The organism is Haloterrigena gelatinilytica, from assembly GCF_013342145.1.
Taxonomy (GTDB): Archaea; Halobacteriota; Halobacteria; order Halobacteriales; family Natrialbaceae; genus Haloterrigena; species Haloterrigena gelatinilytica.
Window position 1 is genome coordinate 4,224,555 of the sequence record NZ_JABUQZ010000001.1, and the last position, 12,472, is coordinate 4,237,026.

9 protein-coding genes and 2 pseudogenes are annotated in these 12,472 nt (G+C 63.9%); 7 read left to right on the forward strand and 4 right to left on the reverse strand.

Translation table 11 applies throughout. The features are described 5' to 3' along the window. The first annotated feature begins 108 nt into the window (after positions 1–108). From HTZ84_RS20880 to HTZ84_RS20885, 3 genes are all read left to right on the forward strand, one after another. The gene (locus HTZ84_RS20880) at positions 109–906 is read left to right on the forward strand and encodes a helix-turn-helix transcriptional regulator (RefSeq protein WP_174682431.1); all 798 of its coding nucleotides are present in this window, start codon (positions 109–111) and stop codon (positions 904–906) included. A 43-nt stretch (positions 907–949) separates the two neighbouring features. Beyond that, a complete protein-coding gene (locus HTZ84_RS23065; protein WP_008893958.1) occupies positions 950–1,072 on the forward strand; it encodes a hypothetical protein in 123 nt (40 codons plus the stop codon). A 163-nt stretch (positions 1,073–1,235) separates the two neighbouring features. Then, positions 1,236–2,768, forward strand: a complete 1,533-nt coding sequence (locus tag HTZ84_RS20885; RefSeq protein ID WP_174682432.1) for a TrkH family potassium uptake protein — start codon at positions 1,236–1,238, stop codon at positions 2,766–2,768. A 117-nt stretch (positions 2,769–2,885) separates the two neighbouring features. Here HTZ84_RS20885 and HTZ84_RS20890 read toward each other — a convergent pair whose 3' ends face one another. Then, positions 2,886–4,226, reverse strand: coding sequence for an FAD-dependent oxidoreductase (locus HTZ84_RS20890; RefSeq protein WP_174682433.1), 1,341 nt, complete (start codon positions 4,224–4,226; stop codon positions 2,886–2,888). Positions 4,227–4,683: 457 nt separating this feature from the next. Between HTZ84_RS20890 and HTZ84_RS20895 the strand changes: the two genes are divergently transcribed. After that, complete coding sequence (locus HTZ84_RS20895; RefSeq protein ID WP_174682434.1) at positions 4,684–5,250, forward strand: metal-dependent hydrolase; 567 nt, start codon at positions 4,684–4,686, stop codon at positions 5,248–5,250. Positions 5,251–5,396: 146 nt separating this feature from the next. Here the strand turns inward: HTZ84_RS20895 and HTZ84_RS20900 are convergent. Further along, positions 5,397–5,695 (reverse strand): annotated as a pseudogene (locus HTZ84_RS20900) (AIM24 family protein); the annotation flags it as partial. Positions 5,696–5,922: 227 nt separating this feature from the next. On the opposite strand from HTZ84_RS20900, the gene HTZ84_RS20905 reads away from it, so the two are divergent. After that, positions 5,923–7,227, forward strand: a complete 1,305-nt coding sequence (locus HTZ84_RS20905) for an aryl-sulfate sulfotransferase (RefSeq protein WP_174682435.1) — start codon at positions 5,923–5,925, stop codon at positions 7,225–7,227. Here HTZ84_RS20905 and HTZ84_RS23225 read toward each other — a convergent pair. Both HTZ84_RS23225 and HTZ84_RS20910 read right to left on the reverse strand, forming a co-directional pair. After that, positions 7,220–7,511 (reverse strand): annotated as a pseudogene (locus HTZ84_RS23225) (hypothetical protein); the annotation flags it as partial. The gene HTZ84_RS20905 and the pseudogene HTZ84_RS23225 overlap by 8 nt on opposite strands. Then, positions 7,498–10,434: a glycoside hydrolase family 2 protein gene (locus tag HTZ84_RS20910; RefSeq protein WP_394353290.1), complete on the reverse strand. Its 2,937-nt coding sequence runs from the start codon at positions 10,432–10,434 to the stop codon at positions 7,498–7,500. The gene HTZ84_RS20910 and the pseudogene HTZ84_RS23225, both read right to left, overlap by 14 nt. Positions 10,435–10,798: 364 nt before the next feature. Between HTZ84_RS20910 and HTZ84_RS20915 the strand changes: the two genes are divergently transcribed. Beyond that, positions 10,799–11,335 carry a hypothetical protein gene (locus HTZ84_RS20915; protein ID WP_174682437.1) on the forward strand — a complete coding sequence of 179 codons (537 nt, stop codon included), beginning with the start codon at positions 10,799–10,801 and terminating at the stop codon, positions 11,333–11,335. A gap of 3 nt (positions 11,336–11,338) precedes the next feature. Beyond that, entirely contained in the window at positions 11,339–12,271 is a 933-nt protein-coding gene (locus HTZ84_RS20920) for a tyrosine-type recombinase/integrase (RefSeq protein WP_174682438.1), read from the forward strand. Positions 12,272–12,472: the final 201 nt, after the last annotated feature.

A 12,472-nucleotide genomic window follows, 5' to 3' on the forward strand; every position in this document is an offset into this window, starting at 1 on the left:
AGCGGACCGACGACGGGGGAAAGCCGTGCACCCTCGATGCACTCGAACACGATATGAAATCATTTCACGGTGCGAAACGGCTTTCCCGAAGGGGGTCGAACGACGCGTATGGAATCGGCACTCGAGGAGATCGAGTTCCTCGCGCTCTCGGCCAACCGCGTCGAGGTGCTCGAGTCCCTCGCCGAGGACGGCCACACCCGCAACGAACTGGCCGCGGCGACGGGGGCCTCGCAGGCGACGCTAGGGCGCATCCTCGGCGACTTCCGGGAGCGGTCGTGGATCCGCCGGGAGGGCAGCGAGTACGTCGCGACGGCGACGGGACGTCTCGTCGCGTCGGGCATCACCGACCTCCAGCGGATCATCGAGACCGAACGGCGACTCCGCGAGGTCGTCGACTACCTGCCGAGCGAAGAACTGACCTTCGACCTCCGGCGGCTGGCCGACGCGACGATCACCACGCCCAGCCAGACCCGTCCGAACGCGCCGCTGTCGCGGCTGCTCGAGTTGCTCGAGGACGCCGACGACGTTCGGACGGTCTCCCACGCCTTCAACGAACAGACGCTGTCGGTCGTCCAGGACCGGGCGGAAACGGGCGAGCAGACGTTCCGCGGCGTCTTCTCCCGAAGCGCGATCGAGGCGCTCGTCGACGACGCGACGCTCCGTGACCGACTCGAGGCGCTGCTGGCGACCGACGGGACGGCGATCCGGGTCCGCGACGGGTCGGTTCCGCTCGCGGTGATGCTCCTCGACGACGTCGTCTACCTGCTCTTGCGCGACGACCAGGGCGTCCTGCGGGCGTCGATCGACACCGACGACGAGGCGGTCCGGTCGTGGGCCGAGGAGACCATCGCGGAGTACTGGACGAACGCCGACTCGCTGTCGGACGCCGGATTCTCGCTCGAGTGACGCCGGCGATACGCTTACGGGGCCGCCCGTGGCAGCGTCGTCCATGAGCGCGGAGTGGCCTCGAGAGATCGGCGATCACACGGTGTCCGACGAGTGGATCTGCGAGGACTGCGGCGCCAGCTACGCCTGTCTCGACCAGTTCCGGGAGTCCCCGTGCGAGGCGTAGCGGCCGCCGGTCCGCGGTTCCTCGCGGGCGCATCGAACGCCGACCCGAGGCGCGTCCCGACCGCCAGCGGCGCGGTTCGACGACCGACGGGTCCCCGATTTGGTCTCGCAAGCCGTCGATTTGCGGCAACGTATCCGAAACCTCAGTCCCACACCCAGTAACGATGGATCTCCACGTCGACTATCGCGTCTCGGTGAGTCTCGTCGGTACCGTCCTGAAGTACATGACCGTCCCGTTGTTTCTGCCGCTGGCGATCGCGGTCATCTACGGGGAGCCCGTCCTCCCGTTCGTCGTTACGATCCTCGTCGCGCTCGCCGTCGGCCTCGGTTTCGAGGAGCTCCATTCGGAGCCGAAACTCGGGCGGCGCGAGGGCTTTCTCTTCGTCGCGCTGACGTGGCTCGCCGTCCCGCTGATCGGCACGCTCCCCTATCTCGTCGCCGGTCAGGGAACGATCGCCTCGCCCGCGAACGCGCTCTTCGAGTCGATGTCCGGGTTCACGACGACGGGGTCGACCGTCCTCGGTGAGATTTCCGTCGAGCGCCACTCCCGATCGGTACTCATGTGGCGCCAGCTGACCCAGTGGCTCGGCGGAATGGGGATCATCGTCCTGATGGTCGCGATCCTCCCGCAGCTATCGGTCGGGGGCACACAGCTGATGGAGGAGGAAGCGCCCGGCTTCAGCATCGAACAGCTCACGCCGGGCATCCGGGAAACCGCGCGTGCGCTGTGGCGGATCTACATCGGCTTCACCGTCCTGGCCTTCGGCCTCTACTACGCCCTCCACGCGGGCGGACTCGCCCCGAACATGGATCTCTACAACGCCGTCGCCCACGCGCTCACGACGATGCCGACCGGCGGGTTCTCGCCCGAAGCGCGCAGTGTCGAGGCGTTCAGCCCCGCCGTCCAGTGGGCGGTGATGCCGTTCATGCTGATCGCCGGCACCAACTTCGCGCTCTTCTGGCACGCGTTCAACGGTCGCTCGGACCGGCTGTTCGAGAACGCCGAGTTTCGCTCGTACGTCGGGATGGTCGGGCTCGTCGGGGCGATCCTAACCGTTTTTCTGGTGACCGGTCTCGGACTGGCGGAGACCCCCGAGTTCGTCGGCACCATCTCCGGTAACCTCGAGGCGTCGGCCCGCCACGCGCTGTTCCAGTCGCTGGCGTTTATCACCACGACCGGCTACGCCAGCATGGACTTCAACACGTGGAGCGAGCCGACCCAGACCGTCCTCCTGTTCGCGATGTTCCTCGGCGGCTCCGTCGGCTCCGCCGCGGGCTCGATCAAAATCGTCCGCTGGTACGTCATCCAGCGGGTCGTCCGCCGCGAGCTGCTCACCGACGTCCATCCCAACGCGGTGGTCCCGATCCGCGTCTCCGGCGAGGTCATCGACGAGGAGACGATCCACGGGCTGCTCGCCTTCACGCTGCTGTTTCTGATCCTGTTCGCCGTCTCGACGATCCTCATCTACTTCGACACCCATCGGATCGAGGAGAACCTGACCGCGCTCGAGGTGATGAGCGCGACGATCGCGACGCTCGGGAACATCGGCCCGGGCTTTGGCATCGTCGGACCCATGAACAGCTTCCTGCCGTTCTCGGACGCCGCGAAGCTCTACATGGTGTTTCTCATGTGGATCGGCCGGCTCGAGATCCTCACCGTGCTGGTCGTGCTGACGCCGTCGTACTGGTGGGACTGACATCCGCCGAGCAGTCTCATACGTTGACGACGCGGCGACTCGGTCTGGCTACGCCTCGAGTGCGAAATCGCGGACGGGATCGAAAACGAGGTCCGAACGACGGCGATCGCCCGATCGTCAGTTCGCGCGCGGGAAGTTGTCGATCGTGTCCGCGCGGAACGCCTCCTCGTCGAACTCGTAGTCGCCGTCGAGGAACGCCAGGACCTGCCGGGTGTCTTTGACGGCGTTTTTCAGACAGGTCGAGGCGCCCGGCGACGGCGTGATGTTGAAGATGATGTCGTCGCCGACGATCTTCGCCTCGCCCATGTCCAGTGACTTCCGCTTCGTGTCGACGATCTGCGGCCGAACGCCGCCGTACCCCTTCGCGCGCTCGATGTCCTCGAGTTCGACGCTCGGGACGACCTTCTGGACGTGCGGGAGGAACTGTCGCGGGCCGACCTCGGGGACGTCGTAGACGAGGTTCCGGAGGACGTACGGCAGGAGGATCCGGTCGGACAGGATGTTCGCGTAACTGAGGAACGCCGCCGCGTTCAGTCCGAACACGTCGAGGAAGTCCTTCACGGTCGAGATGCGACCGCGCTCGAGTGTCGGGACGAGCTTCGCGGTCGGGCCGAACCGCGTGATGGAGTCGTCGTGGACGTCCGCGTCGCCGTGGACCGCGGCGAAGGGGAGCTTCTTCATCTGGAGGGTGTAGACCTTCCCGTTGAGCAGATCGTCCGCGAGGAAGAAACTCCCCGCGATGGGGAGCAACACTTTCCCCTCGCCGTAGCCGAGTTCCTTGGCGATCTGGAGGCTGTGCGAACCGGCGGCGACGACGGTGGCCTCACAGTCGAACCGGCCGTCGGTCGTCTCGATCGTGTAGCCGTCGAGCGTCGGCGTGATGTCCTCGACTTTCGTCCCGGTGAAGACGTCGACGTTGGGCTCGTCCTCGGCCTGTCGGACGAACGACTGCGTCGCCGCCCCGTAGTCGACGACGTAGCCGTCGGGGGTCTGTAACGCGCGCATCTCCTTCGAGGGGTCTCGACCCTCCACGACCTTCGGCTCGTAGTCGGCGATCTCCTCACGCTCGATCATCCGGAGCTTCGGGAAGAGGTCGCCGAACCCCTCGCCCTCGTAGCGCTGCTCGAGTTCCGCGACTTCCGCCTTGCCGACGCCCAGCACCATCTTGCTGCGCTTGTCGTGCATCTCGCGGTCGTCGTCGTGGTTCTCGAGATAGCCCGCGAGGAGCTCCGCCCCTTCTTTGACTTCTTCGGCCTTCTCGAGGGTGTAGTTGGTCTCGATATCGCCGAAGTGGAGCGTCTGGGAGTTGTTGGTGTGGTTCGTGTTGATCGCCGCGATCTCCCGTTCCTTCTCGATCAGTGCGATGGAGTCGACGTCCGAGAACTTCGCGGTGGTGTACAGAAGCGACGCACCGCTGATCCCACCGCCGACGATAACGAGGTCATATTTGCCAGACATGGTTGGTTTCGGTAGGTACCCGTTTCGACCGCTGTACTCCGAACGGATAACTCATATTCTTTCGATTGAACTTTCGTCGATCGACGAATATCCTCTCGACGGGGAGAGAATCCAATAGTTAGCTTCGTTTCGACGAAACCGCTCGACGTATACCGTCCCCGTTCCATCGTTCCGTGCAGTTCGCACACATCGACTCGGTCCGTACGGTCGATACGTAGCCGTCTCCCCCGATCGTGTTTCGGCAGCTGTCGACAGGGATCGTCCGAGTGTGACGGCAGGGTGGTTTCGTTGTACTGGGAGTAGCAGCCGTCTATCCGTTTAATCTGTGGCTTAAATATACGCTTGGTACCGTTGTTCTGACGGACCGTCCGCTGTCGGCAAAGAATTTCAACCGGCGCCTCTATCATCAATACGTGAAGATCGAGCTCGATCTGATAGCGTTGGTGATGCCGTCGTGATGCCGTGGGGACACGCGGCATTCGGCTACGTCCTGTACTCCCTCGGCCACCGGTTCGTGACGCGCGAGCCGCCGAACGGTCCGCTCGTCGTTCTGGCGCTCCTGTTCGGCACGCAGCTTCCGGACCTCGTGGACAAAACGCTCTCGTGGGGTCTCAATCTCTTTCCCCAGGGATATTCGGTGGCACACTCCGTTTTCGTCGCCGTCCCGATCGGGTTGCTCGTCCTCGGGGCGACGGCGTCCGACCGCCGCGATATCGGCATCGCGTTCACCCTGGGCTACTGGTCGCACCTCCTCGGCGACGCGATTCTGGCGGTTCCGAAACTCGGCGTGTCGCCGAGCGATCGGCTCCTCTGGCCCGTCGTTACGCTTCCGCCGTACCAGTCCGAGGTGACGCTTATCGGCCGCGTCACCCAGGTCATCAGCGCGTTTTTCGGCGAGGTTCTCACTACCGAGCAGCTCGTCTTCCTCGCGCTCTACTCGACCCCGTATCTGCTGGTGTTCGCGCTCTGGCTGGTCGACGGCGCGCCCGGCGTCGCGCACTTCCTGCGCGCGGACGATAGCTAGCGACGCCTGCCGGAGCGGGTGTTGCGCACCGATCGCTTCGAGACCGATAGCAAACGAACTCGGAAAGGGGGACGAGACGTCGTCTCTTCTCACGCGCATCGAATTGCGGGCAAGGTCCCGAACCATCACGGAAGCCGGGACGCCCGTTACTCCTGCAGTTGGCGCTCCTCGTCGTGCTGGACGACGACGAACTCCCCCGATCCGGTGACCTCGAGCTGGTAGGTCTCCTCCCAAGACTGTCCGATCACGTTCGAAAGCGACCTGTCGACGTGGCTGCCCGGTTCGGTGCCGCTCCAGGCAACGGTCGCGCCGGGGTCGGTCCGGACCGGCGGTTGCAACACCAGTGACTCTCCGTGGGTCGCGATCGCGACGCTCCCGGGTCCTAGCAACGAGACGTTGGTCAGTCGCCGGCCGAGAACCCCGCGATGCTCTTGATAGTCCGAAGAAATACCGTGCCCCGCGTAGGAGCGGTTCTCCGTGCCCTCGGTGATTCGGGTCTCTCCGTCGGTAGTGATCTGTTTTCGGGTACCGACTGCAGGATCCGTAAAGCCCGTCTCGATCTTTCAGCAGTTCTGAAGCAGTAGATCGCCTGATTTCTCACGGAACCGTCGATTAGCGCTAAGCCTCTATCCGTGTACTGTTCCCACGACCCACTCCCGTGGATCGAACCGTATGAACCAGCGAACCCGCGTCACCGTCGCCGCCGTCGTCATCGCCCTTCTGATCGCATCGCTCGGGGTTCAGGCGGCCGTTATCGAACGCGAACACAGGGTCGTCAACGACGACGGGCGGTATCCCGGGAACACGCTCGTCGGCGTCCATTCGTACGACGAGACCGGTCGGATCGTCGAACTGACACCGGACGGCGAGGTCGCCTGGGAGTGGTCGGTGCCCGAATCGCGGGTGTTCGGGGTCGAACAGCTCGACGAGGAGACGGTGCTGGCGGCCGTCGCCGTCAAGCGGCTCGCCGAAGACTGCGACGAGGAATACCTCGAGTACGAGGAGAAGGACGGCCACTGCGTCCACAATCGCGTCGTCGAGATCGACAAAGAATCGGGCGAGGCCGTCTGGGAGTACGACTGGTACGACGAGTTCATCGCCTGGCACGAGGTCCACGACGTCGAGCGACTCGAGAACGGCGAGACGGCGATCGCGGACATGGGGAACGATCGCGCGTTCACCGTCGATCGCGACGGCGAGATCACCTGGGAGTGGCACGCCGAAGACCACCTGACGCCCGGCACGCCGTTCTACGAGGAGTACGGCGGCCCCGAGAAAGAGGGGGAACACGACGACTGGACCCACATGAACGACATCGACCGCCTCGAGAACGGCAACTTCCAGCTGAGCATTCGCAACTTCGACGTGATCGTCGAGGTCGATCCGGAGACCGACGAGGTAGTCGACGTCGTCGGCGAACCGGGGAATCACAGCGTGCTGGACAAACAGCACAACCCCCACCGCATCGAAGACCAGGGGACGATGGTCGTCGCCGACAGCGAGAACGGCCGCGTCGTCGAACTCGACGTCGAGTCCGAGGAGCGCATCTGGCGCTACACCGGCCCCGCGAGCGACTCACTCCAGTGGCCTCGAGACGCGGACCGACTGCCCAACGGCAACACGCTCATCACCGACTCCCGGAACAACCGCGTGCTCGAGGTCGATCCCGACGGCGAGATCGTCTGGCAGTTCGGCGACCCCGACGGGACGGTCGTTCCGCTGCCGTACGAAGCCGATCGCATCGGCGCCGGCGAACGGTCGGACGTCCCGCCGGGGAGCGAACTGACCGCGGTCGAGGACGAACCCGACGCCGTCACGGCGACGATTCGCGAGTGGGAGGCCATGGCCCAGTACGTCTTCCCGACGTGGATGCACCTCCCGCAGATACTGCACGTCGTCGGCATCGCCCTCGGGGTCCTGTGGCTCTGTGCGGAGGGGTGCGTCGTCGGCTGGCGTCGGCTCGCTGTCAGTGGATGAGATTCTCGGGACACTCGAAACTCGCGTGTTTGTCGGTGTAGAGCGAGATATTCCGATTGTCACAATAGGACGCTAGTTTTGCCGGACGAAGTTCCCAGCCGAGGAGGAGAAGCGCGTTCTCGTCGTCTCGATGCCAGACCGTTACGATGATATCGTCAGCCGGGGCGTTTCTAAGCGATTCGCCGGCCGAAACGCGGAGACGTCTCTCGAGGTCTTCGCGTCGATTTCGTAGCCGAAGACCTCGAAACCGTGAGCGGAGAAGCTCTCGGATTACACCGACGAAGCCCCGCTGATCTCGAACGTCACACTTCCTCGGACGATTTCATCCGCCTCGATCGTGGGCTCCTCCGCGAGGACCGGCTGGCGGTTCATCCAGCCGAAGGGATTGGTCCCCGACAGCGAGCGCTCGAGCGCGAGCAGATCGACCGACTCCGAACGGACCTGGGCGCGGACGTGGTGGTCGCCCCCAGAGCGGAGGTGAACGCCGGCACCGTGGTCGTTCACTAAGGCCGCGGTGTAGACGTTTCGCTTCGTCCCCCGGAAATCATTGGAGCCGTGGCTCGTCGCGTCGTCCTTCCAGGGCCGGTCGCTACCGAGGCGGATCTCCTCGTGGTCCGGTCGGGTTCCCTCGGGGAACGCCACGGCCGTTCCTTCGGCCCGCCCGATGTGGTCGTCGGGGTAGGTGCTCCACTGGCCCTCTCGGCGCCACGACAGCGTCGTCAGGTCGTCCGCGAGCGGGAGTGCAACGCCGACCTCGCGGGCGTCGAGTGCCTCCTCGAGCGTGAACTCGTACTCGACTTCGATTCCACCGTTGAGGGGCCGGAGAACGAACGTTCCGGTCGCGACCGCGTACTCGACGTCGATCGCGACGACCGTACCGTCCTCAACGAGCCTCACGTCGGTAACCGTCCGGCCGTCGAGGCGGTGGTCGATCGCCCCTTCGCCCTGGCTCGCTTCCGACTCGGTCGGTGTCAGGACCAACTCCGGTCCCCCGACCACGACCGGCGTTCCCTGCCCGTCCGCCGGCCGGACCTCAACGAGCCCGGTATTCCGATCGATCGACATCGGTGGACCCTCGGTCGTCCACACCGATTCCTCGTCGATTTCGAGTGCCGTCCCCGTCGGTGCCGGGTAGCTTTCGCACCCTGGCGAGTCGACGGTGAAAACGGCCTGTTCGATCGTGTGGCCGTGTGGATGGGTGACCCTGAGCTCCAGCCGGTTCTCGGCCACCGGGACCGTCACCGTCACGCGCTCGCCCGGTGCCGCCTCGATCGGTCGTTTTCCGGAGTTTCGGGCCCCCTCGAACTCGATCGACCGGTCGGCGAGGTCGACGAACTCGTGGCGGTTCTCGATGGTCAATCGGAGGACGTTACCGTTGCCGAACCACTCCGTTTCGACGACTCGGACCGGCGAGTAGATTTTCTTGACGTGCCAGTATTCGGGGCGTGGCCGTCGGTGGCGATCGAGCAGCCCCCAGAGATACCCTCTCCACCGCTCCAAGTGGTCGCCGCCGGCCCAGATCGCGCCGCCGGCGACCGAGTCGCCGGCCCGACAGCGCTCCCAGATCTGCTCGAAGGGAATCCCCCACTGGTCGCGGAGTCCGGGGTCGGTCACCAACTCTCGGCCATTGTAACAGTAGGTGTGTGCGTACTCATCGAACAGGATCGGATCGTCGAGATCGACGTACTCTTCGACCGTCGAGTCCGTTCGAAACGCAGGGTAGTGTTGCGAACGGACGTCGTAGACGTCGTGCCAGGGGTCGTCGGAATCGTAGTTGTCGTAGTTGAAGATCGTCGGCCGCGTCGGATCGATCGCCTCGGTCAGCCGGCCGGCGGTCTCGAAGGCATCGTACCACTCCGACTCGTTCGCGATCGACCAGAGACAGACCGACGTCCGGTTCTTGTCGCGTTCGACCATCTCTACGGTCTGTGAAACGACTACCTCCGGATAGGGGTCTCCCCGGTCGCGGCCGACGAACGTGTGGGGCGCTTCGACTTCGACGACGAGCCCGAGCTCGTCGCAGGCGTCGAGAAACGCCTCCGAAGTCGGGTGATGGGCCGTCCGGACGTAGTTGACGTTCGCCTCCTTTAGTCGGCGAGCGTCGTCACGAGTGAGTTCCGACGGGACCGCGTGCCCGTGCTCGGGGAGATGAATCTCCTCCCAGTTGACCCCTCGTAACGTCACTGGCTCGCCGTTGAGCCGGAGTTCGTTCCCCGCGACTTCGATCTCGCGAATGCCGACGCGCTGGGTCACCCGCTCGGTCGATTCCCCGGCATGGAGTTCGAGCTCGAGGGTATAGAGCCGCGGCTCCTCCGGGTTCCACGTGTGCGGGTCGGCCACCTCGAGGGTCGTCGAGGGTTCACAAGAGCCACCTGCCCGGGAGGAAAGCGAGCGTTCCGTGGTCGCGACCGTCTCACCGTTCGGGTCTGAAAGCGCCAGTTCCAGCGTCGCATCGCCGTCCGCTCCACTCGCGTTTTCGATTCTCGTCTCGACGTCGACGGTCGCTGACGATCCCTGTAGGTGGGTCCGAACGTCGTAATCGGCGATGTGGATCTCGGGAACCGAGACGAGCGTCACGTCCCTCGTGATCCCACCGGTAACGTTCTGCCAGGCCATGTCGTCCGACGCCGACGCCTGGGCGACGCCGACCGAGAGCACGTTCGTTCCCTCCTTGACGTGATCGGTGACGTCGATCTCGAAGGGGGTGTAGCCGCCGACGTGATGGCCGATCTCGGCTCCGTTAAGGTACACCCACGCTTCGCTGTAAACCGCGTCGAATCGGAGGAAGAGTCGTTCACGGTCGCTCTCGGGGGCCTCGAACTCCCGGCGATACCACCCCAGTTGACCCTCCGGGGGATACCACTCCTCCGGTCCCTCAGGGATGGCGGACTCGCCGTATCCCCACTGGCCCGGCACCTCCGCCTCGCGCCACTCGGCGCGCCGGTCGTCGATGATTGTCGAGAGCGCGAACTCCCACGTTCCGTTCAGCGATCGTACGTCACCGTCGCCCGTCGTCGCGGGTCGGGGCGTGAGCCGACCCAGTGACTCGTCGTCGCCGTCATCTCGTGCACTCGCGGCCCTGACCGGGAGCGCAGCACCGATCGCGGCTCCAGAGACGGTCGAGAGGAGGGTCCGCCTGCTGATGGGCACCGTTCTCCGATCTTCCTCATGGCTGTCGATATCTATAACCACGCCAAGAGTGCCCACATAATTATTAATAAATACACTCCTTATTTTTGAAACATGATATATTGATGTATATGTCGTGCCGACAGGCGCGTCTCGGTCGTGTCGCAAACTCCTCTAGAGCTCGGTAGTAACTGACTCCCGTGAGAACACGGGGTCGACTCTGGCATCCACTCGAGGTACTTTATGCACGCCACAAGCGACGTGCGGTTCACGAGTATCGATGCAGGTTTCCCGCGTCGGAGAAGTGGCCTCGGCACTCATATGACGTAGAACTGATATCAAAACACACAGACCGCACAGACCGTCACAGGTGTGACCGCTACACCGAGGTCTGTATCACCACAGATCAATTACCCTTTCTACGCGCGAACGCCTCTTCAACATGACGGGTGATCAGCCGGCAGCGTATGACCAGGAGTCCTGGGAGGATCGCGCCAACCTCGGGGAGGGCACAACGCGGATCGTGCTGTCCTGTTCGAAAATGGAGCGTGACCTGTGGAAGGAGGAGGCTGCTGAGGAAGGGTTCAGCAGCCGGACGAAGTACCTGTACACGTTGATCCAGGAGGCACGGGCGTACCGCAAACACGGTGTGTTTGCCGATCACAGCAGCGAGGACCGGATCGAGCAATTGGAGGCGGAGGTCGACCGGCTCGAACAGCAGGTAGATCGGGAGCGGCAGAAGCAGGGTGGCCGCGAGCACGTGGACGATCCGGAGTTCGTGGAGCGATACCTTGAGGAGACGTATACGCCGTTGGACGAGCTGCTCCAGCGGATCATGGAGTCCGGTGCGTTGGATGGGTTGGTTCGGAAGCGGGTGGAGGATCAGTTGTACATCTTGGCGGCGCAGGACCGGGTCGAGTACGAACCGGGCTGGGGCTGGAAACTGACCGATGCCGACACGGACAGCGGAGGTGCGTGATCTGTGGGCGATGAGTGGTACGAGACCGTGTTCGAGAACCGGTGTAGCGAGGTGAACGAGTTCCTTGAACGGAAGCGGGATCTGGGCCGGTCGCCGCGAACGTTGAACGAGTATAGTCGGACGTTACAGAAGTTCTTCCACGACGAGTTCCCGGAACTTGAACCGGGCGAGGTAACGGTGCGGCACATCGAACAGTACCTGAGTGCGTTAACGCGGCGGGACCTGTCGCAAAATACGAAACGCCGGTACCTGGAATCACTGTCCGCGTTTTATAGCTGGGCGATGAAACGGCCGCGGTACGCGGAGATCACGGGCAATCCGGCGGCGGTCGTGCTCGAGGAGTTACCCAAGCGGGTGCGTGACCGACCGGACTGTGCGACGTGGGAGAACGGGCGGGCGATCGTTCACGGGCTGCAGGAGCCTCGGCTCAAGCTGGTGGCGATCGTGATGGCGAAGACCGGTGCCCGGGTGTCGGAGGTCGTGACGTTGGAGCAGGACGATCTTTTGCTGGATGACGGGTTTATCCGGTTCCGGAATCGGAAGGGGAAGGCGACGACGGTGTTCCCGATCGATACGGAGACACGGGATGCGTTGGAGCGGTATCGACTGGTATGGAAGGGCCGGGACACGGAGTACGTGTTCCCGAGTATCCGCGGCGAGCATTTGAGCCGGGAGCAGGTGCGGCGCCGGATCCGGGAGGCAGCCGTCAAGGCCAGTGTGATGGAAGAGGACGAACATCGCTTTGAGAAGAAGTTCACGCCGCATACGTATCGGACGGTGTTCACCACGGAGATGCGGAACGCAGGGATGAAAGACCACATCCTCCGCTACCTGCGTGGAGACAAGGACAGCGAGGCAATGGACGTGTACACGCGGGTCGATCGAGAGACGGCGAAGGAGGCCTACCTCGACTGCATCCGTGAGCTAAATCTGTAATCATCAGTCACGGTGCTGACCGGTGTGGCGATGTGTGACAGGCCGCGTTCACCTTACGCGTCCGGTTTCCGTAGCGCCACGGTGTGATGTCAGGGAATCAATCAGCGGAACAGCGCCGTGGGCACAAGCTGGATGTGTGGCGTGGAAAGAACGGAGAGGTAGTGGGTGCACCGATCCTGTTGACACCTGACGAGGTACGGG

Excerpts from the sequence above, each read along its gene's own strand:
- HTZ84_RS20895 (WP_174682434.1), top strand. The coding sequence starts at position 4,684 with ATGCCGTGGGGACACGCGGCATTCGGCTACGTCCTGTACTCCCTCGGC.
- HTZ84_RS20905 (WP_174682435.1), top strand. The coding sequence starts at position 5,923 with ATGAACCAGCGAACCCGCGTCACCGTCGCCGCCGTCGTCATCGCCCTT.
- HTZ84_RS20915 (WP_174682437.1), top strand. The coding sequence starts at position 10,799 with ATGACGGGTGATCAGCCGGCAGCGTATGACCAGGAGTCCTGGGAGGAT.
- HTZ84_RS23065 (WP_008893958.1), top strand. The coding sequence starts at position 950 with ATGAGCGCGGAGTGGCCTCGAGAGATCGGCGATCACACGGTGTCCGAC.
- HTZ84_RS20890 (WP_174682433.1), bottom strand. The coding sequence starts at position 4,226 with ATGTCTGGCAAATATGACCTCGTTATCGTCGGCGGTGGGATCAGCGGT.
- HTZ84_RS20885 (WP_174682432.1), top strand. The coding sequence starts at position 1,236 with ATGGATCTCCACGTCGACTATCGCGTCTCGGTGAGTCTCGTCGGTACC.
- HTZ84_RS20880 (WP_174682431.1), top strand. The coding sequence starts at position 109 with ATGGAATCGGCACTCGAGGAGATCGAGTTCCTCGCGCTCTCGGCCAAC.